Source organism: Acinetobacter ihumii (assembly GCF_900625095.1).
Classification (GTDB): Bacteria; Pseudomonadota; Gammaproteobacteria; order Pseudomonadales; family Moraxellaceae; genus Acinetobacter; species Acinetobacter ihumii.
The window spans coordinates 233,566-251,602 of record NZ_LR130760.1 but is presented as its reverse complement, the minus strand read 5'-3'; the positions used below and the strand labels follow the sequence as shown (position 1 = coordinate 251,602).

Genomic DNA, 18,037 nt, shown 5'->3' with positions numbered 1-18,037 from the left:
ATTGGTATGTAATATTTTTAAATATATGAGTTTTTAATATACGAGCGGTTTTAATGACTTTCTTTTTTCAGAACATAAAGATCAGCCATTGCACCTTCGATCTTATTACCTTCCATATCTAATGCAGTTGCCGTATTTTCACCAATAAAGAATTGACGTTTATCAGGTTGAGTATCCAAGATAATCACGGATGGTTTGCTATTATCGAAGCTAAAACTACCTTTGGTCTCCACTGGTTTACCATCACTTTTTGAACCCATATAAGTCTCTTTCAATTCAAAGGTTTTATTATCGTGAAGTTCAAGCTCTGTTTGGATGCCTTCGCAATCAGCACAAGGGAGTTTACCTTTATATTCACCCGCCCAATCCAATGAATTTTCAGCAGTATGTGCAGTATCAACTGCGGTTGCAGTTTCAGCAGGAGCAGATGCGACCGTATTTTGATCCGCCGGAACCGTTGTTTCATTTTGATTTTCTTTTTTTGAACACGCTACTAATAAGGTACTTACGATTGCAATCGCCAGAAGTGATTTTTTCATATTGATTTTTTCCAAGTATTTTTAAAGCAAAACTTAGACTATAAAAATATAAGTACTAAAAATAGTATGGATATGTAAGCAATTTGAAAACAATCATTTTTAAAGTATTAAATCGGTAGTGTAGGATCATTTTTAACAAATTGACCATTAGTCATCAGATGTAACTCCCCCTAAGGACTGACAAGCCGATTTATACAATTGATATTGTTGTTCTACGACCTGATCCAATGGCATATCAAACAGTGTTTCCCCGTGTTTATATTGCTCAATATAGGTACTGGCTTTTTCTTTACTCACTGCTAAAGATTGCTGATGAAACGTGTTAATACTACTTCGAGGCATATCATGAACTTCAATATTCTTGCATTGAAAATGTTCAAGCATTTTTTCTGCACGTTTAACTTCACTCGAATTTCCTAAGGCGCAGCCAAACATTAAGCTGCAACTTGCCATCATAAAGAAAAATTTCATAAGCAATGAAGTGAAGATAAAAGATGGAGCATATTTTATAAGAATTTCAAGATAAAAAAGATGGCGTATTTGAAAAAAATGCTTAATTTTTGGCTAATTAAGCGTTTTTTCATTCGAGGGATAAAGTCTTAATTTTTGACCAAGCCACCATCTACCATTAAATTTTGACCTGTAATAGCACGCGACCATGGTGATAAAAAAAGCAAAACCGCATCGGCAAATTCTTGTGGGGTGGTGGTACGTCTCAAAGGTGTTGATGCTGCAATTAAATCAAAAACAGCCTCAGGGGTTGCCTTACTGGCATCTGTAGTTTGGAGTAAACCGCCTGAAAGCATATTGATATTAATACCATATTCACCAAGCTCATGGGCACTGGTACGAGTAAAGACCAATAGTGCTGCTTTGGCTGCTGTATAGTCATGATAAGGCACCACAGGGTTTTGTGCCAGATTGGTGCCTATATTCACGATTCGTCCAAACTTCGCTGCTTTCATATCCTCAAGACCTGCTTGCAGCGTATTTATTGCAGCTTTAACCGCACCTTCAAATTGTTGTTGCATAGTGTTCCAGCTTAGGTTTGCAATATGCGGACGAGCATCACCATTGAATTCAAAATGAACTAATGCGTTATTGACCACAGAAGTAATGGCATTTCCAAAATGATTATTGGCAGCCTTAAACATCTCGATAACCTGATCAGTTTGTGTGACATCTGCTTGATAAATAAAAACTTGACTTGGAAATTGCTGTTTTAAATGTTCTGCGGCAGTCTGGCTATTTAGATAGTTGACCACAACACGCGCACCTTGTTCGAGTAATGCCTGTGAAATTGCCAAACCTAGACCACGTGCACCACCAGTAACCAGCACAATTTGCTCTTGAATTTGCATGTAGAATCGCTTTTTAAATGCTATAAAGATAAAGTCAAGATTAGGAAAAACCTAGATTGAAATCAAATTAATATTGGGATTGTTTTATCACTGTTTAGACCCTCTTTATTTTTAGCCACAAGAGAAATAAAAAGCACTGATGAAACAAATTTATTGCCTTAGGATCGGTGATAAATAGAACAAATGATTTGAAAAAGCATAATTTGCAAGATATTGGTGCAATTTTTGCTTTATAAAATACCACTGTATTTAGTTATAAAAGGAATGTAATGAATCAACCACAAGACTTTACCACCCAAAGGTCTAAGGCTTTGTGGTATGCCGAATTAGAGCTAGGATTTCAACATGATGGTGATCGCACCATTATGAATCATCGAAGACATTATGGTCCTGTTCGGGTGCAAAAAATGCTATGGCCTGAAAAAACAGGAGTTTGCCATGCCATTATTGTGCACCCACCAGCTGGAATTGCAGGGGGGGATCATCTGACTTTTCAAATTATGAGTCAGCAAAATGCTCATGCAGTTGTGACCACTCCCGGCGCAGGCAAATGGTATAAAACCAATGGGAAACAGGCATTTCAGCATATTCATTTACAAGTAAAAGATCATTCAAGCTTAGAATGGCTTCCCCAAGAAACCATGTTGTTTGATGGCGCAAATGCACATTCAGAAACCAGTATGCATTTGGATCAAAGTGCCAGTTTTATTGGATGGGATATGCTGGTAATAGGTCGACAGGCACGCGCCGAAACCTTTCAAAACGGAGCCTATGCCAACCAGTTTAAACTCTATCGTGAACATAAGCTTTTAGTGGCAGATACACTGCGTTTTAAAGGTCAGGATCGTTGGCTGTCATCGTGTCTGGGGATGAATGGCCATGCCGTCATGGGGAGTTTGTGGGCAGTAGCGCCTGAAAAATTTCGTGCCTCTTTGTATTTAGAGCAACATATTGAATTGATTCGTGAGTTAATGATGCGTATGAATGTACCAGTCACCTTGACTTTATTGGAAGATGTCGTGTGTGCGCGTTTTTTGGGTGATGATGTGCGTATTTGTCACGATGCTTTTGCTGCAATTCGAGCACGCTTGCGTCGTTATTGGTTTGATCTGGACGAAGAATTTCCACGTATCTGGCGAACTTAAATATACGCTGTATTGAATAAGGCATTTTACTTAGCGCACATATGAACCTACACATGCGGAATTGTGCATATATTTTGCTTAAACTGAATCATGAAGATGAGGAATGACTCATGGAACTTAATCCGACCGAAAAAGACAAAATGCTGATTTTTACTGCTGGATTAGTGGCAGAGCGACGCAAAGCACGTGGTTTAAAATTAAATTATCCAGAAGCTGTGGCTTTTATTTCGGCAGCTTTGCTTGAAGGTGCACGTGATGGCATGAGTGTGGCGGAACTCATGCATTATGGTACGACATTATTGACTAAGAATGACGTGATGGATGGTGTACCTGAGATGATCGCAGAGGTACAAGTTGAAGCAACTTTTCCTGATGGTTCAAAGCTGGTCACGGTTCATCAACCCATCGTATAACAATAAAGAAGGAGAACAACATGATTCCCGGTGAAGTCATTACGCCTGACAGTGACATTGAACTGAATGTCGGACGTGAAACGCTAAAAGTCAGTGTGGCGAATATAGGTGACCGTCCAATTCAGGTCGGTTCACATTTTCATTTTGCCGAAGCCAACGATGCGTTGCAATTTGATCGTGAGCAAACTAAAGGCTATCGCTTAAATATCGCAGCAGGAACAGCAGTACGTTTTGAGCCAGGGCAAAGCCGTGACGTTGAATTAGTGGCATTGGCGGGCAAACGAGAAGTGTATGGTTTTGCAGGGCGTGTCATGGGTGCATTGGATTAAGAAATAAAATAGATTAGAAGGTCATTTGTTATGAAAATGTCGCGTCGTGCATACGCTGAAATGTTTGGGCCAACGGTAGGGGATCGCGTTCGTTTAGCCGATACCGAGCTGTTTATTGAAGTTGAACAAGACCTCACGACTTACGGTGAAGAAGTTAAATTTGGTGGTGGCAAAGTCATCCGTGATGGTATGGGGCAGTCACAACTCTTGGCAGATGAAGTCGCTGATACTGTGATTACCAATGCCTTGATTGTGGATTGGTGGGGCATTGTCAAAGCGGATGTCGGGCTTAAAAATGGTCGAATCTGGAAAATTGGTAAAGCAGGTAACCCTGATATTCAGCCAGATATCATCATTCCACTTGGCGCAGCGACAGAAGTCATTGCAGGTGAAGGACAGATTTTGACTGCTGGCGGGATTGATACTCACATTCATTGGATTTGCCCACAACAGGTTGAAACCGCGCTGATGTCTGGTGTGACTACTATGGTTGGTGGCGGAACTGGCCCTGCCGCAGGAACATCAGCAACGACCGTGACGCCCGGACCTTGGCATATTGCTACGATGCTGCAAGCGATTGATGATTTACCGATGAACATTGGTTTGCTTGGGAAAGGCAATTTAAGTTTACCTGATCCGATTCGTGAGCAAATCAAAGCCGGTGTGGTCGGGCTTAAACTGCATGAAGATTGGGGTTCAACACCCGCTGCGATTGATAACTGCCTTACTGTCGCTGATGAATTTGATGTGCAAGTGGCGATTCATACCGATACTTTAAATGAAAGTGGTTTTTTGGAAGAAACACTGGCTGCTTTTAAAAATCGTACCATTCACACCTATCATACTGAAGGTGCAGGTGGTGGACATGCACCCGATATTTTAAAAGCGATTGGTCAAGCCAATGTCTTGCCATCGTCTACCAATCCGACTCGACCATATACCATCAATACCATTGATGAGCATCTGGATATGCTGATGGTCTGTCACCATCTGGATCCAGCAATTGCCGAAGACGTAGCATTTGCAGAAAGTCGTATCCGACGAGAAACCATTGCTGCGGAAGATATTTTGCAGGATTTGGGTGCAATTGCGATGATGTCTTCTGATTCGCAAGCGATGGGGCGTGTCGGTGAGGTGATTATTCGGACTTGGCAAACTGCGCATAAGATGAAAATTCAACGCGGTGCTTTAGAGGGCGATAATGCCACGCATGATAACAATCGGGTGAAACGCTATATTGCCAAATATACGATTAATCCTGCGATTACGCATGGCTTAAGTCATGAAATCGGTTCGGTGGAAGAAGGGAAACTGGCAGATTTAGTGTTGTGGAAACCCGCTTTCTTTGGGGTAAAACCGTCCATGATTATTAAAGGTGGCATGATTGCAGCAGCACCGATGGGCGACATCAATGCCTCGATTCCAACGCCGCAGCCTGTGCATTATCGTCCGATGTTTGGTGCTTATCCGCGTGGCGTGCATAACACCTGTATTACTTTTTTATCACAAGTTGCTATTGAAAATGGTGTGGCTGAAAAGTTAAAACTGAAGAAATTGATTAGCCCCTGTAAAAATACTCGTAATATCACCAAAGCGGATATGAAGCATAATACGTATTGCCCCGTGATGGATGTACATCCTGAAACCTATGAGGTACGTGCCGATGGTGAACTATTGACCTGTGAACCTGCGGATGTATTGCCAATGGCACAACGTTATTTCTTGTTTTGATGATTAAAAATAAGTACGAGGAATTGTATGAAAATCTACACCCAGCGTCTTGATGAAATTGCATCAGATCAAGCCTTTGAAACGGTTGAACTGAGCTTTGATACACGTCAAAAATCACGCTTTCGTGCCACTTTAAGCAACGGCACTGATATTGGTGCGGATTTGCCACGTACTGGCATTTTACGTAGTGGCTCTTTTATTGCCACCAATGAGGGTGAGGTGTTGCGTGTTGATGCTAAACCTGAACAACTGATGCAAGTGACTGCCAAGACTGATTTTGAATTGCTTAAAGCGGCTTATCATTTGGGTAACCGCCATGTGCCATTAATGCTTACTCCTTATGCGCTGTATTTTGAACCTGATCATGTACTGGCAGAAATGGTCGAAGGCTTAGGCTTGCATGTAAAACTGGTCGAACATGCGTTTGAACCTGAAAGTGGTGCATATGCACAACATGCCCATGATCATCGTTTAAGCCCAATTAAGTCCTTGCATCATGTCCATTAATGCAGCGCAATTACTCAAACTGTTGACTTTATCCTCAACGGCTTTACCTGTGGGTGCCTATTGTTATTCTCAGGGAGTAGAAACAGCGATTGAAACTGGGCTGATCCAGAATGAAGCAAGCTGTATGGCTTATTTTGAAGAAGTGCTGGAAATGCTGCTAGTTAGATTTGAACTGCCTGTACTTAAGCGACTGGTGCAATCTTATGCAGATGATGCGCAATTTTTACACTGGGCAAATTTATATAAAGCCAGTCGTGAAAGCAAAGAGCTTTTAGCCGAATCACAGCAGTTGGCATTCTCCTTAAATGCATGGATTAAAGATGTCCTGAAAATGCCCGTTGAGGTGAAAAAGCAATTCGGTTTTGTTCCTGTGTATGCACAACTCTGTGGTCGGTTAGGTTTAAATAAAGCGGATGTTTTGACTGCATATAGCTTTAGTGTACTGGAAAATCAGGTGTTGGCAGCGGTAAAAACTGTGCCTTTGGGGCAGATGAGTGGACAGCGCATTTTATGGCATTTGCATAGCCTTGTACCACAGGCAGTTGAGCAGGCTTTGGCATTACAGGATGATGAACTCAGCAGTGCTTTACCACGTTATGCCATGTTGAGTATGCAACATGAAACGCAGTATTCCAGATTATTTAGATCATAAATGTGGGGGATCTTAGATAGGTTTTTCATCATTATTTGGACTTTCTTTATTTTCTTCCTCACTGAGAATTAAGAAGGCCCAATGAAAGAAATCTAAGATGTTCTCCCAAAAAATTTAACCCAGTTATAGCAATAGGAAATAATTATGACAGAACGTAGTCCTTTACGTGTCGGTATCGGTGGGCCAGTCGGATCAGGTAAAACCGCATTGACCCTTAATTTGTGCCGCGCATTACGTGATAAATACAATATGGCCGTAGTGACCAATGACATTTATACCAAGGAAGACTCAAACTTTTTAACCCGCAATGAGGCGATGTCTCCAGACCGTATTGTGGGTGTAGAAACAGGTGGCTGTCCGCATACTGCAATTCGTGAAGATGCTTCGATTAATCTGGCTGCAATAGATGATTTATGTGAAAAGTTTGATGGTTTGGAATTGATCATCATTGAAAGTGGTGGCGATAATCTGGCGGCGACCTTTAGCCCAGAACTCTCTGATTTGACTTTATACGTGATTGATGTTGGTGGTGGTGAAAAGATTCCACGTAAAGGCGGACCTGGCATTACCAAGTCTGATTTGCTGATTATTAACAAGACCGATCTTGCACCTATGGTCGGGGCAAATCTGGATGTGATGGAGCAGGATGCCAAACGTATGCGTGGTGAAAAACCATTTTTATTTTCAAATATGAAAACTGAAGATGGACTTAATCAGATCATCGAATTTATTGAAAAACAGGGCTTATTTAAAGCTTAAGGAGGCGCTATGCGCGCATTCAACAAACACGTGTTAGCTATGGTTTTTGGCTTTTTACCAATGATGGTGATGGCACATCCTGGGCATGATCAGATGCATGTGGGTTTTTGGGAAGGTCTGATTCATCCATTTACGGGACTTGACCATCTGGTGATGGCGATTGGTTTTGGTGTTTTGCTCTGGACAGTTGCTAAACAATGGCGAGTCTTGGGGATATTGGGTTTAAGCCTAAGCTTGGTAGTTGGTTTTGTTTTAGGCGCTAATCAGATTGTACCTGCCAATATGACTGAATATGGCATTGTTGCTTCGCTGATAGTGTTAGCCGTGTCGTTATGGAGCAAATCCTATCGTGTTTTACCCCTAGCTGCGGCATTAATGGCGAGTTTTCATGGCATGGCGCATGGTGTTGAGCTTGCGCCACAAGGTCATGTGGTCGGATTGGTATTAGGCATGATTTCTGGTATGGCAATCCTCTATGCGCTAGGACTTGGCTTGGGTGAATTGATCAATCGTTATGTCCCTTATGGACGTAAGATCATGGCAGGATTGGCTGCGATTGTTGCTGTGATCGGCTTAACTTAGTCGTTTGTATTTATTCAAGTTTAAAGGTAGCGTATGCTACCTTTTTTATTGGTTGTTTTCATCAGATCATGGGTTTTCAGTACATCATTTTGGGGTTGTTGGTCGTCGGTGGAATCACATGCTTATCCAATGTTTATGCCTATGATTTTTTTGCAAAAAATAACCCAGAACAGATTGTTGATGAGCAGCATCATCCTGAAAATACCGATCTGAATCAAATCCAAAAACATCTAGCTGAGCAGCACGATCAAGAAGAAAATGATTATGAAATCCTGAAAAACCCTTTTTATTCGAATGAACGGATCAACATTTATAATTACACCGCCTATAATACCGATGCCTTAAAAAATAAAATGATCAATGCTGGCTCAGAGCATATCAGTGCCCATGATTTATCCATTTCATTTGGTTATGGGATGACTTATAAAATTAATGCTGATCATAAAATCGGTTATGAATATATTTCGAGTTTTCCTTATGATCGTGGTCAATTGATTCGTATTTTCTGGATTTGGTCTTTTTAAGATTGTAGTTAAATTTATTTACCGTTTTAACAGAAGAGATAACGAACAAGCATACATTGCTTGTCTTTTCTTCAAATTCATTGATGTGGTTTCAGGCAGACTGATTGGAGTTTGAGAGGCAATGCGGTGACTGAGAATGAAAAAATTTCGTTCCATACTCTTGGTTATACTGAGTCTATTGGGATGTATGTTGAGTGTTCCGATTCAGGCACAAATCAGTTTGCCTAGTGCTAATTTATCGCCGATTTATCATATACAACATTGGAGCTTACAACCTCAACAGCAAAATGACGATGATGATGTACGTGAGCGCCGTGAGGAAGAAATAGTGCGCGATATACGCGCCGTTCGTTTAGATCGTCCACAATAAATTAAATGTTAAATCACAGTTGAAATCACTAAAAATGTACCTGAGGCAAATAATAAAGACAGCACGATATGCTTAAATTGTTTTTCTGAAACTTTATAAAATAGCTGTGAACCCAAGATTGCAGGAATGGTGACGCTGATCATTAATACCATAATATACGGCCATTGATTGAGCTGTACCGTTCCCTGAAATATATAAACTGCAAAAGTAAAAAGCTGAATCGCAAAATTAAAATGCCTGAGAATGTATCGTTGTTCAATTTTATTTAAACCCTTGAGCATCACCCATGCAGAGGGTAAAGATCCACAAAAACCACCGAGTCCACCTAATACACCACCCAAAAAGCCAATCACTGCATCAATTTTTTTGCCTAAGCGTTTTAATGACTTAAATTCTGGAGCTAAGTACATGACAGGGCACCAGATCAGCAAAAAAACACCTAAAATCAGTTTAAATGTTTCCGCATTGATCTGATGTAAAAGATAACTTCCTAAAGGAACGCCAATTAAACCTGCGAGGATATAAGGAATAACCAGAGAGATACCAAGCTGATGTGGACGTTCCTTACTTAGCGCAATGATATGACACCAAAGGGAAGCAAACACCACCAATGGAGCAGCAAGTTGAGGTGGCAAAGCCCACACCCAAAAAGACATGGCGACCAGTGCAAAGGCAAAACCTGTCAGGCCCTGAATAAAACCTGCAATACACGCACCGACTAAAAACAATGACCATGATTGCATAGCTGTTTTATCTCATTTTCTATAAGAATAAATTATGTTTTTTGGAAAAGTCCTGCGCGAACGGTGCCTGCTTTAGTGGATTTGACTAATTGCCATGAAGCGGGAAGTTGTAGCTGACGAAGATCACGATCCGCTTCGACATAAATATAGGCCTGATCTTTTAATAGCGGATCTATCAAAATAGAAAGTTCTTGCCAGAGTTCCAGCGCATAGGGTGGATCAAGAAAGACCACATCAAACTGTTGATTAAGTTTGGGTAAGATGTGCTGTGCAGTCGCCACTTTTAATTCACAATGCTGTGCATTGAGAAGCTGAATATTTTGTTTGAGTATTTTAGCCTGAGTTGAATCAGGTTCAATCATCAAAACAGAACTCGCGCCGCGCGACAAAGCCTCAAATGCTAATGCACCTGAACCTGTGCAGACATCTAAAACCGTAGCATTTGGAATATCCCACATTAACCAGTTAAAGAGCGTTTCACGGACACGATCAGGTGTAGGGCGTAATCCATTTATACTCGCAAAAGGTAATACACGACGTTTCCATTCACCGCCAATAATTCTGAGCTGATTTTTCATTATTCAGTCACCTCAGCGTTATTGGCAACAGGGGTTACAGACGATGCGGGCGTATTTTGTAGTGTTTGCTCAGGTTTTTTCTTATTTGGATTAGCATTAGGATCCGCTTCAAGTAAAGCACCACTTGGAAGCTCGCCCGGCTTAATGCCAGCGGTCATTAAACCGCCACTGATTTGATGATTTGCGGGACGAATCTGTTCTTTTTTACGATTGACCAACCAATAATCAAACACAGGCTTGGCAAGTTGAGCGGCTGAACCACCGTGACGACCATTTTCCCACACCACAGCAATGGCAATTTCAGGATTCTCAGCAGGGGCAAACCCAACAAATAAACCATGATCCAGTTGGCGCTGTGTCAGTATCGATTCGTTATAACTTTTACCCTGTGCAATACTCTTAACCTGAGCTGTACCTGTTTTTCCTGCAATTTGATAAAGCGGTGTACGAATCCCACGACCTGTACCTGATTGCACGACATCAATCATGGCATCGCGCATGTTAAGCCAGTCTTGTTCGGTACCATTAAAATTAATCTTTCCATCAGGCGCATTATGAACTTCATATTTTTTTGCACCACGTGTGGCACGTAATACATGCGGCGTGACATGTGCACCATGATTGGCGGTAATTGCAGTTGCCATCGCTAACTGAAGTGGGGTCGCTGTAAACGCCCCCTGACCAATACTGACGGAAATGGTTTCGCCTTTTAGCCACTTACTTTTGCGGGTACGCATCTTCCATTCAGGGCTTGGGTATAAACCAGTACTTTCACTGGGTAGATCAACCCCAGTTTTTTCACCGAAACCAAATTGGCGCATCCAGTCATTCATACGCTCGATGCCCATTTGGTAGGACAGTACATAAAAATAGGTATCGCACGATTGAATAATGGCTTTGTGCATATTGACTACACCATGACCTGTTTTTTTCCAGTCACGGAATTTATGCGAATCGCCAGGAAGATGGAAATAACCCGGATCATTAATGGTGGTTGCCCAATCGACTAAACCATAGTGAATGCCACCCATCGCTTCCATGGGCTTAATGGTGGATCCCGGTGGATAAGCACCTTGAACTGCACGGTTATAGAGGGGCTGATCCAGATTATCACGTAGAGCACTATAATCTGTACTGCTAATGCCTGTAACAAAGAGGTTAGGATTGAAACTTGGACTTGACACCAGTGCCAGAATTTCACCAGTACGCGGATCGATTGCCACAATTGCACCACGTTTATCTGCCAGTTGTTCGGCAGCAACCACTTGTAAACCATAATCTATAGATAAATATAAATCATTGCCACGAGTCGATTCTTTGCGACCTAAATGTCTGAGTACATTACCATGAGCATCGGCTTCGATCGATTCATAACCGGGAGTTCCATGTAGCAAATCTTCGTAAGTTTTTTCTACCCCGATTTTTCCAATCAGGTTGGTTCCTGCGTAAATATCACTATTAATCGATTTTAATTCTTTGTCATTAATTCGTCCGACATAACCAATCACGTGCGCAAATAAATCGCCATGTGGGTAGTAACGCGTCATTTGCGTTTCAATGCGTACCCCAGGGAATTTATATTTGACTTCACTGAATTTGGCGATATCAGTTTCAGTCAGATTCAGCTTAATTGAAACCCGTTCGGTTTTACGTGCAGTTTTAATCCGAGTTTTAAAACGGTCAATATCTTCCTGTGACAGACTTAAGATCGGCATGAGCTGGGCAATTGTGTCATCAATATCATCGACATCTGCCTTACTGACTGTGGCAGTAAAAACAGGATAATTATCGGCCAGTAAAACGCCATTACGATCATAAATATAACCGCGAGCAGGCGCTAAAGGTTGTAAACGAATTCGGTTTTTATCAGAGGCCGTTGAAAACTCATCATAATGCACAATTTGTAAATAGGCATAGCGACTAAAAAGCAGTAATAAAAAACAGCAGACCAAACCAATGGCAAAGAAAATTCGACCGCGATAAATACGCTTTTCTTGCTGATTATCTTTTAAACGAAAATGCTGTTTCATACCTTACTGACTTAAACAACGCAGACCACAAAAATAGCCGTCAAGTTTAACTCATTCATCTCTGGAATTTAGGATATTTTTAACTTATTCATGAAATAAATTTGGTGAGGTTTTTTGACCTTGTAGACACTAAATTTATAATAGGCTGTATATAACAAGCAAAATAATTCTGTTAAAGTCACCATCATATAAGAGAGGAATGCCCTAAATTGGATGGATAGGGCAACATGGAGAAAATAATGAAAAAAATATATCCCTTGGTCTTGCTTGGTGTGTTAAGTCAGACTGCATGGGCGGATATAAGTCGCTTCAAGCCTGAAGCAAAACTCACAGAGGGTGCTGCATCAACATGGAATGTCGGTGCGGGTGTAACACAAAAGCTGCTTCATGTGAACGGTGAGTGGGTGAATCCTTATGGCATTGCTTATGCAAAAGCTGGTAGTTATCTCAATGGAGATCATAAGGTCGGTGGGCAAGTCGGTTTTCGCTATCCTTATTACCTAACAGGTACCAATCAAAACGGCTATTACTTTGGTTTGTATGCGGGTTCCATTGAAAGTAAAGAAATTGATGGTGATGATAAAACCCGTCTGGGGGGTGGAGTCGATCTAGCCTATGTCTGGTTAGACAAAGAACGCATCAGTACCCTAAGTGTTGGTATGGGGACGGGTGAAAAACTCAAAGATTCTAAAGGTAACATTGTGGCGGATATCGAACCCAGACTACAAATTTCTTATAGTCTTAGCTTCGGTCTATAACGTTTAATTCAAGCTTTAAGAATGTCAAAGCCCATAAGATAGAATGAAATACGAGAGTAATGGATGTTAGAGTACGTCAGCGATTTGTGGCAAGCCTTTTTAAATCGACCAGATCATCTGGCGGTGTTAAGTATTATTCCAGTGACTGCATTTGTGACGTGGGCGCATGTCTGGATGGCTCTAAAAATGGTGTTTTACCCAATTAATTTTTGGGGATTTCATCTTGGCCCTCTACCTGTCGGTTGGCAAGGAATTGTACCGCGCAAAGCTGGACGTATTTCAGGAATTATTACTGATAATACCTTATCCAAACTCGGTTCATTACGCGAATTTTTGGATGCGATGGATCCTGAGGACATGGCACGGATCATTGGTGAACAAGTCGGCTTTGAACTTGAGCACCTGATTGACGAAGTCATGATTGATCGTAATGCCGTATTATGGGAAAACCTACCTTATTCCATTAAACGTCGAATTTATGCGCAAGCACACAAACAGTTGCCAGGCGTATTAAAAGAATTAGTGACTGAGCTGACCATGAACGTCGAGTCACTGGTGAATATGCGTGAAATGGTGGTTCGTCAAATGGAAGGTGACCGCCGTTTAATGGTGCGTATGTTCTTAAAAGTAGGTCAAAAAGAAATCAATTTTATCTGGCATATCAGCGCATTAATCGGGATGTTTTTTGGGGTGTTCCAAATGCTGGTTTGGTTCTTGGTTCCTTGGCACTGGACAGTTCCTTTCTGGGCAGCAATCTGGGGCTTTTTAACCAACTGGATTGCAATCTGGATGGTGTTTAATCCCGTAGAACCTCACTATATCCGCTATCCACAGTTTTTTCGTCTGACTGAAAATCGTAAGTTTCCATGGATTGTTCCGATCTTACCTCGCCTTGGAACCTACAATGTGCAAGGCGCATTTATGAAACGTCAGGAAGAAGTATCGGATGTATTTGCGAGCGTAGTCACAGAAGATTTAATTACCTTAAAATCGATTATGACTGAAATGATGTATGGCAGTAAAAAAGATAAAACCCGTCGAATTGTCAAGCGTCATATCAATGAAATTATGGAAACTCCTTTGGTAAGAACCTCATTACAGCTTTCCTTAGGACCACGTGAATATGCTAAACTTAAAACAGACTTGATTGATCGCTCAATTGAAATTACGATGGTGCCTGTATGCGACCCTGCGTTTAATGCAAGCCGTGCACAGAAAATATTTCAAATGTTTAAAGATCGTATTCGTGAACTAACACCGAAAGAGTTTCAAAATCTTCTGCGTCCCGCTTTTCAGGAAGATGAATGGATTTTGATTGTGTTAGGTGGGGTCACTGGTTTTATAGCAGGTACGATTCACTTATTTGTTGCTTTCTTATAATTTAACGAGATATTGATGGCTATGGTCTATACAACCATAGTCCAAGGTATTTTGAAAATTGTTCTTAATGAGGATTTTTTGTTATGCGCATTATTTTACTCGGACCACCTGGAGCAGGTAAAGGTACTCAGGCTCAGTTGATCTGTAAGCGCTACGATATCCCACAAATTTCAACCGGTGATATGCTCCGTGCTGCAATTCGTGAAGGTACTGAACTTGGTCTTAAAGCTAAAAGTGTGATGGAATCTGGTGGTTTGGTTTCAGATGAGCTGATCATTGGTTTAGTGAAAGAACGTATTGCGCAACCTGATTGTGTAAATGGCTGCATTTTTGATGGTTTCCCACGTACAATTCCGCAGGCAGAAGCATTGGAAAGTGCTGGTATTAACATTGACCATGTGATTGAAATTGCTGTTCCAGATGAAGAAATTGTAAAACGTTTATCTGGACGTCGTCAGCATCCTGCATCAGGTCGTGTCTATCATATCGAATACAATCCACCGAAAGTGGAAGGTAAAGACGATGTTACTGGCGAAGAGTTAGTACAACGTGCGGACGATCAGGAAGAAACCATTCGTAAACGTTTGGCGGATTATCACACCTTGACTGAGCTATTGGTTGGCTTTTATGAAGAACGTGCAGCTTCAGGTGAAAATGCGCCGACGTATGATAAATTAGATGGTTTGCGCAAAATTGAAGATGTACAAAAAGATTTATTTGCAATTTTAGACCAAACAAAATAAGCCCACTGATTTTGTTTTGAAAGAGCTCTGTTATGATAGGGCTCTTTTTGTTTTTCAAGGTCAAAATTTTGAAGATTGCTTTAGTGCTTTTGGTTATTTTAAGTCTTATCGGCCTTGGCTACTTATTATATATTAGCCATAAATTATTGCGTCGAGTGCAAAAACAGCAAATACTGGAAAAAAATCAAACAGAATTATTGCCGCAGGATGAGCGCAAACCCTCACTGAACAAGAAAAAATAATAGAAAATATGAACTCAACATATTAAATCTATATCGCTGACGATGTTTTAGCTTGAATGCTTGCAGCTTTAGCTGCACCAAATTCAAAACGTTCAGGCCAGTTGCAGACATCTGACACGACACATTCAGCACATTTGGGTTTACGTGCAATGCAACAATAGCGTCCATGTAAAATTAACCAATGGTGAGCATCAACGATAAATTCTTTTGGAATCACCTTAACCAGTCGATGCTCGACTTCGAGTACATTTTTTCCAACGGCCAAACCTGTACGATTTCCAACTCGAAAAATATGGGTATCAACCGCCATGGTTGGTTGACCAAATGCGGTATTGAGCACCACATTTGCTGTTTTACGTCCTACGCCGGGTAAGGCTTCTAACTCCGCACGAGTTTGTGGCACTTCACCCTGATGTTTCTCTAATAAAATCTGGCAGGTTTTAATCACATTTTCTGCTTTGGCATTATATAAACCAATGGTTTTAATATATTGCTTCAATCCATCTACACCTAAAGCATAAATTTGTGCGGGTGTATTTGCCACAGGATAGAGCTTATCAGTGGCTTTATTGACACTCACATCTGTCGCTTGTGCCGAAAGCATCACCGCAATTAACAGTTCAAATGGCGAAGAATAATGAAGTTCAGTTTGTGGATGTGGTCGCTGCGTGCGTAGCCGTTCAAAAAACGTATGAATCTGTTTTTTGGTCATATTCTTCACTGGCATTTAAAGCTCCTGAATTTCAGCTAAACGTTGCTGTAACTGATCAAGTTGCTGCTGCTTTTGTGGGTCTGGGCGAACGCTAAGTTGTTTTTCCAGCTTTTTAATTTGAGTGCGAATTTTGGCAAGCTCAATTGTGGTTTTTGCATCCACTGGAATGGTCGCTTTGGTTTGGTCTTCTATTAATGTAATAACAGGAACTTCGTCAATCACATTTGAAAACTGTGCAAAAAGTTCAGTATCAATTTCAGCACGAACAATGGGGCCTTTACGGATTAAACGCTTATGTTCTTCACGCTGGATGTGCGCATAATAACGTTGCCTTAAATCATTTTGCTCTTGTTGTCTCTGAAAGTCGCTTAATAAGGACTGTGTGTCTGCAACCAGATCAATACAATCGACTGGACAGGGGGGGATACAGAGTTCACAACCCGTACATAAATCGGTCAAAATACTATGCATCAATTTGCCACTGCCAATAATCGCATCGACGGGACAGGCATTAATACATTTGGTACAGCCAATACATTCATCTTCACGAATAATGGCTTTCATGCGCTGTGGACGACCATCAGCCTGTATGGGCCAGACACTCTCTTCAGCCTGTAAATGTGGGCGATTTAAAAGATCAGCTAAAGCATCTGCAACTGGCTGTCCACCCGGCACACATTTATTGGCATCTTCACCCTCAACAATAGATTTGGCATAAGGTAAACATCCATCACGGTGTCCGCACAAACCACACTGGGTTTGGGGTAACAAGGCATCAATTTCGCGGATCAACGTAAGCGCAGCATTCATGGATTTGACAAATTAAGGACAAGATTAAAGAGCAGAAAATATGATGATACAAAGATCAATAGGTTATTTTAGCATGAAAAAAGATGAAATAGATTGATCTGTTTTAATGGTTATTTTGTTGCACATTTCAATCATAAGGTGAATTTAGATCAATGCAATCTTAAACATCCGATACACGCTGTATCGGATGCTTTTAATGATTTAATTACGGTTTTTTGACGATTTCCTGTTCCACCGTCATATCATGTACATAAGCATATTTTGACTGATCCGCGGCTGGATTTTTACGTTCGTAACGTTTGACTCGTATAATCACGCGCTGATCATCACGATGCTGATAGCCGTCGATTTGGTCATAAAATAAAGTCCAGTCTTTATCAACTTGAGTTTTAATGCCTTTATCATCGTATTTAATTTCGCGAACCTGTAAGCAGGTTTGAGGTGCTACACCTGTGCATTGTTTTGTTTCAGGAGAAATTTCCAGAAAAATAATTTCACCTTGAGATTGATACTTGGTTTCAGGGGTCATCGTTCCTTTAAATTCATATTTTTGACCATTGGCCGCTGTAATGGTCAAGCTTGGACTTTCGACAGATGAGGTATTCAGTTCAAACTTGTTTTTTTGATCGCTAAACAAGCTGCTCGAAAACTGCTCATTTTTCATTAAGGTAGGTTCGCAAGCTTTCATGGTCGAAACCAAAGAAGAAGTGACCAATTGGTTATTTTCAATTTTCCATGAACCGCCCTGATTATTACAGCCTGTAATAATACTCAAACGATTTTCTGAAAAGTTGAGTTGAATTGGACGGGGCGTATCTTTAGGTTGATATGACCAAGTATAAGCCGTTAAAGTTTTATCTACATTCATTTGTTTTTCTGCACTTATGGTTGTCATGGGCGCTGAGTTCTGCGTTACAGATTGGCAAGCCACAATAGAAAAAGGTAAAAGAGCAAGAATTAAATATTTGATTTTCATTTAATAATACAGTGATGACTTAAACAGAATATATTTTAATGGGTGGCTTTAAAAATAGAATGAGTGGAATGAAGGCTTTCGGTTTCAGATTGTATCTATTTTGCAACAATTGCTAAACTTAACTCCCTGAAAAATTAATAAAAATTTAAGAGA

23 protein-coding genes are annotated in these 18,037 nt (G+C 40.8%); 14 read left to right on the top strand and 9 right to left on the bottom strand.

Going from position 1 to position 18,037, the window contains the following annotated elements; all coding sequences use genetic code 11:
* Positions 1 to 50: 50 nt before the first annotated feature.
* The 3 genes from E0D95_RS01185 to E0D95_RS01175 all read right to left on the bottom strand — a co-directional run bounded on the left by E0D95_RS01185 (position 51) and on the right by E0D95_RS01175 (position 1,900).
* The gene (locus E0D95_RS01185; RefSeq protein WP_130802159.1) at positions 51 to 539 is read right to left on the bottom strand and encodes a copper resistance protein NlpE; all 489 of its coding nucleotides are present in this window, start codon (positions 537 to 539) and stop codon (positions 51 to 53) included.
* 147 nt (positions 540 to 686) lie between these two features.
* Complete coding sequence (locus E0D95_RS01180; RefSeq protein ID WP_130802158.1) at positions 687 to 1,010, bottom strand: hypothetical protein; 324 nt, start codon at positions 1,008 to 1,010, stop codon at positions 687 to 689.
* Between the two features lie 128 nt (positions 1,011 to 1,138).
* Entirely contained in the window at positions 1,139 to 1,900 is a 762-nt protein-coding gene (locus tag E0D95_RS01175; protein ID WP_130802157.1) for a 3-oxoacyl-ACP reductase, read from the bottom strand.
* 269 nt (positions 1,901 to 2,169) lie between these two features.
* Here E0D95_RS01175 and E0D95_RS01170 point away from each other — a divergent pair, with 269 nt between their 5' ends.
* The 10 genes from E0D95_RS01170 (at position 2,170) to E0D95_RS01125 (ending at position 8,912) form a co-directional block, all read left to right on the top strand.
* Entirely contained in the window at positions 2,170 to 3,045 is an 876-nt protein-coding gene (locus E0D95_RS01170; RefSeq protein ID WP_130802156.1) for an urease accessory protein UreD, read from the top strand.
* Between the two features lie 110 nt (positions 3,046 to 3,155).
* Positions 3,156 to 3,458, top strand: a complete 303-nt coding sequence (gene ureA, locus E0D95_RS01165; RefSeq protein ID WP_004996355.1) for an urease subunit gamma — start codon at positions 3,156 to 3,158, stop codon at positions 3,456 to 3,458.
* Positions 3,459 to 3,478: 20 nt separating this feature from the next.
* Positions 3,479 to 3,787 carry an urease subunit beta gene (locus E0D95_RS15790; protein WP_130802155.1) on the top strand — a complete coding sequence of 103 codons (309 nt, stop codon included), beginning with the start codon at positions 3,479 to 3,481 and terminating at the stop codon, positions 3,785 to 3,787.
* Positions 3,788 to 3,817: 30 nt separating this feature from the next.
* The gene (gene ureC / locus E0D95_RS01155) at positions 3,818 to 5,518 is read left to right on the top strand and encodes an urease subunit alpha (RefSeq protein WP_130802154.1); all 1,701 of its coding nucleotides are present in this window, start codon (positions 3,818 to 3,820) and stop codon (positions 5,516 to 5,518) included.
* 27 nt (positions 5,519 to 5,545) lie between these two features.
* Complete coding sequence (gene ureE / locus E0D95_RS01150) at positions 5,546 to 6,025, top strand: urease accessory protein UreE (RefSeq protein ID WP_004990525.1); 480 nt, start codon at positions 5,546 to 5,548, stop codon at positions 6,023 to 6,025.
* Positions 6,015 to 6,677 (top strand): urease accessory protein UreF, encoded by a 663-nt coding sequence (locus E0D95_RS01145; RefSeq protein WP_004990523.1) that lies wholly within the window; start codon positions 6,015 to 6,017, stop codon positions 6,675 to 6,677. The genes ureE and E0D95_RS01145 overlap by 11 nt, the downstream gene beginning before the upstream one ends.
* Positions 6,678 to 6,821: 144 nt before the next feature.
* Positions 6,822 to 7,436, top strand: coding sequence for an urease accessory protein UreG (gene ureG / locus E0D95_RS01140; RefSeq protein WP_004990520.1), 615 nt, complete (start codon positions 6,822 to 6,824; stop codon positions 7,434 to 7,436).
* Positions 7,437 to 7,445: 9 nt separating this feature from the next.
* Positions 7,446 to 8,018 (top strand): HupE/UreJ family protein, encoded by a 573-nt coding sequence (locus E0D95_RS01135; protein ID WP_004990516.1) that lies wholly within the window; start codon positions 7,446 to 7,448, stop codon positions 8,016 to 8,018.
* 68 nt (positions 8,019 to 8,086) lie between these two features.
* Positions 8,087 to 8,542 carry a hypothetical protein gene (locus E0D95_RS01130; protein WP_004990514.1) on the top strand — a complete coding sequence of 152 codons (456 nt, stop codon included), beginning with the start codon at positions 8,087 to 8,089 and terminating at the stop codon, positions 8,540 to 8,542.
* A gap of 136 nt (positions 8,543 to 8,678) precedes the next feature.
* On the top strand, positions 8,679 to 8,912 hold the full coding sequence (locus E0D95_RS01125) for a hypothetical protein (protein ID WP_227546584.1): 234 nt from the start codon (positions 8,679 to 8,681) through the stop codon (positions 8,910 to 8,912).
* 8 nt (positions 8,913 to 8,920) lie between these two features.
* On the opposite strand, the gene E0D95_RS01120 is transcribed toward E0D95_RS01125, so the two are convergent.
* From E0D95_RS01120 to mrdA, 3 genes are read right to left on the bottom strand one after another with little or no spacing between them, the layout of a single operon-like run.
* Positions 8,921 to 9,655, bottom strand: coding sequence for a sulfite exporter TauE/SafE family protein (locus tag E0D95_RS01120; RefSeq protein ID WP_004990509.1), 735 nt, complete (start codon positions 9,653 to 9,655; stop codon positions 8,921 to 8,923).
* Positions 9,656 to 9,687: 32 nt separating this feature from the next.
* Positions 9,688 to 10,233, bottom strand: a complete 546-nt coding sequence (gene rsmD, locus E0D95_RS01115) for a 16S rRNA (guanine(966)-N(2))-methyltransferase RsmD (RefSeq protein ID WP_004990505.1) — start codon at positions 10,231 to 10,233, stop codon at positions 9,688 to 9,690.
* Positions 10,233 to 12,263 carry a penicillin-binding protein 2 gene (mrdA, locus tag E0D95_RS01110; protein WP_130802153.1) on the bottom strand — a complete coding sequence of 677 codons (2,031 nt, stop codon included), beginning with the start codon at positions 12,261 to 12,263 and terminating at the stop codon, positions 10,233 to 10,235. The genes rsmD and mrdA overlap by 1 nt, the downstream gene beginning before the upstream one ends.
* Before the next feature lie 239 nt (positions 12,264 to 12,502).
* On the opposite strand from mrdA, the gene E0D95_RS01105 reads away from it, so the two are divergent.
* From E0D95_RS01105 to E0D95_RS01090, 4 genes are all read left to right on the top strand, one after another.
* Positions 12,503 to 13,021, top strand: coding sequence for a hypothetical protein (locus tag E0D95_RS01105; RefSeq protein ID WP_130802152.1), 519 nt, complete (start codon positions 12,503 to 12,505; stop codon positions 13,019 to 13,021).
* Positions 13,022 to 13,084: 63 nt separating this feature from the next.
* Entirely contained in the window at positions 13,085 to 14,401 is a 1,317-nt protein-coding gene (locus E0D95_RS01100; protein ID WP_130802151.1) for a DUF445 domain-containing protein, read from the top strand.
* A gap of 83 nt (positions 14,402 to 14,484) precedes the next feature.
* Positions 14,485 to 15,144 carry an adenylate kinase gene (gene adk / locus E0D95_RS01095; protein ID WP_130802150.1) on the top strand — a complete coding sequence of 220 codons (660 nt, stop codon included), beginning with the start codon at positions 14,485 to 14,487 and terminating at the stop codon, positions 15,142 to 15,144.
* A gap of 32 nt (positions 15,145 to 15,176) precedes the next feature.
* Positions 15,177 to 15,386, top strand: coding sequence for a hypothetical protein (locus tag E0D95_RS01090; protein ID WP_130802149.1), 210 nt, complete (start codon positions 15,177 to 15,179; stop codon positions 15,384 to 15,386).
* A gap of 28 nt (positions 15,387 to 15,414) precedes the next feature.
* On the opposite strand, the gene nth is transcribed toward E0D95_RS01090, so the two are convergent.
* The 3 genes from nth to E0D95_RS01075 all read right to left on the bottom strand — a co-directional run bounded on the left by nth (position 15,415) and on the right by E0D95_RS01075 (position 17,884).
* Entirely contained in the window at positions 15,415 to 16,113 is a 699-nt protein-coding gene (gene nth, locus E0D95_RS01085) for an endonuclease III (protein WP_130802148.1), read from the bottom strand.
* The gene (locus E0D95_RS01080; RefSeq protein WP_130802147.1) at positions 16,114 to 16,908 is read right to left on the bottom strand and encodes an RnfABCDGE type electron transport complex subunit B; all 795 of its coding nucleotides are present in this window, start codon (positions 16,906 to 16,908) and stop codon (positions 16,114 to 16,116) included.
* 205 nt (positions 16,909 to 17,113) lie between these two features.
* Positions 17,114 to 17,884: an META and DUF4377 domain-containing protein gene (locus E0D95_RS01075; protein ID WP_130802146.1), complete on the bottom strand. Its 771-nt coding sequence runs from the start codon at positions 17,882 to 17,884 to the stop codon at positions 17,114 to 17,116.
* Positions 17,885 to 18,037: the final 153 nt, after the last annotated feature.

What these genes read in the sequence shown, in the direction of transcription:
- E0D95_RS01145 (WP_004990523.1), top strand. Translation starts at nt 6,015, where the DNA reads ATGTCCATTAATGCAGCGCAATTACTCAAACTGTTGACTTTATCCTCA.
- E0D95_RS01080 (WP_130802147.1), bottom strand. Translation starts at nt 16,908, where the DNA reads ATGAATGCTGCGCTTACGTTGATCCGCGAAATTGATGCCTTGTTACCC.
- E0D95_RS01135 (WP_004990516.1), top strand. Translation starts at nt 7,446, where the DNA reads ATGCGCGCATTCAACAAACACGTGTTAGCTATGGTTTTTGGCTTTTTA.
- nth (WP_130802148.1), bottom strand. Translation starts at nt 16,113, where the DNA reads ATGCCAGTGAAGAATATGACCAAAAAACAGATTCATACGTTTTTTGAA.
- E0D95_RS01130 (WP_004990514.1), top strand. Translation starts at nt 8,087, where the DNA reads ATGGGTTTTCAGTACATCATTTTGGGGTTGTTGGTCGTCGGTGGAATC.
- E0D95_RS01090 (WP_130802149.1), top strand. Translation starts at nt 15,177, where the DNA reads ATGATAGGGCTCTTTTTGTTTTTCAAGGTCAAAATTTTGAAGATTGCT.
- mrdA (WP_130802153.1), bottom strand. Translation starts at nt 12,263, where the DNA reads ATGAAACAGCATTTTCGTTTAAAAGATAATCAGCAAGAAAAGCGTATT.
- E0D95_RS01175 (WP_130802157.1), bottom strand. Translation starts at nt 1,900, where the DNA reads ATGCAAATTCAAGAGCAAATTGTGCTGGTTACTGGTGGTGCACGTGGT.
- E0D95_RS01075 (WP_130802146.1), bottom strand. Translation starts at nt 17,884, where the DNA reads ATGAAAATCAAATATTTAATTCTTGCTCTTTTACCTTTTTCTATTGTG.
- E0D95_RS15790 (WP_130802155.1), top strand. Translation starts at nt 3,479, where the DNA reads ATGATTCCCGGTGAAGTCATTACGCCTGACAGTGACATTGAACTGAAT.
- E0D95_RS01125 (WP_227546584.1), top strand. Translation starts at nt 8,679, where the DNA reads ATGAAAAAATTTCGTTCCATACTCTTGGTTATACTGAGTCTATTGGGA.
- E0D95_RS01100 (WP_130802151.1), top strand. Translation starts at nt 13,085, where the DNA reads ATGTTAGAGTACGTCAGCGATTTGTGGCAAGCCTTTTTAAATCGACCA.
- E0D95_RS01105 (WP_130802152.1), top strand. Translation starts at nt 12,503, where the DNA reads ATGAAAAAAATATATCCCTTGGTCTTGCTTGGTGTGTTAAGTCAGACT.
- ureC (WP_130802154.1), top strand. Translation starts at nt 3,818, where the DNA reads ATGAAAATGTCGCGTCGTGCATACGCTGAAATGTTTGGGCCAACGGTA.
- ureG (WP_004990520.1), top strand. Translation starts at nt 6,822, where the DNA reads ATGACAGAACGTAGTCCTTTACGTGTCGGTATCGGTGGGCCAGTCGGA.
- adk (WP_130802150.1), top strand. Translation starts at nt 14,485, where the DNA reads ATGCGCATTATTTTACTCGGACCACCTGGAGCAGGTAAAGGTACTCAG.
- E0D95_RS01120 (WP_004990509.1), bottom strand. Translation starts at nt 9,655, where the DNA reads ATGCAATCATGGTCATTGTTTTTAGTCGGTGCGTGTATTGCAGGTTTT.
- rsmD (WP_004990505.1), bottom strand. Translation starts at nt 10,233, where the DNA reads ATGAAAAATCAGCTCAGAATTATTGGCGGTGAATGGAAACGTCGTGTA.
- E0D95_RS01185 (WP_130802159.1), bottom strand. Translation starts at nt 539, where the DNA reads ATGAAAAAATCACTTCTGGCGATTGCAATCGTAAGTACCTTATTAGTA.
- E0D95_RS01180 (WP_130802158.1), bottom strand. Translation starts at nt 1,010, where the DNA reads ATGAAATTTTTCTTTATGATGGCAAGTTGCAGCTTAATGTTTGGCTGC.
- ureE (WP_004990525.1), top strand. Translation starts at nt 5,546, where the DNA reads ATGAAAATCTACACCCAGCGTCTTGATGAAATTGCATCAGATCAAGCC.
- ureA (WP_004996355.1), top strand. Translation starts at nt 3,156, where the DNA reads ATGGAACTTAATCCGACCGAAAAAGACAAAATGCTGATTTTTACTGCT.
- E0D95_RS01170 (WP_130802156.1), top strand. Translation starts at nt 2,170, where the DNA reads ATGAATCAACCACAAGACTTTACCACCCAAAGGTCTAAGGCTTTGTGG.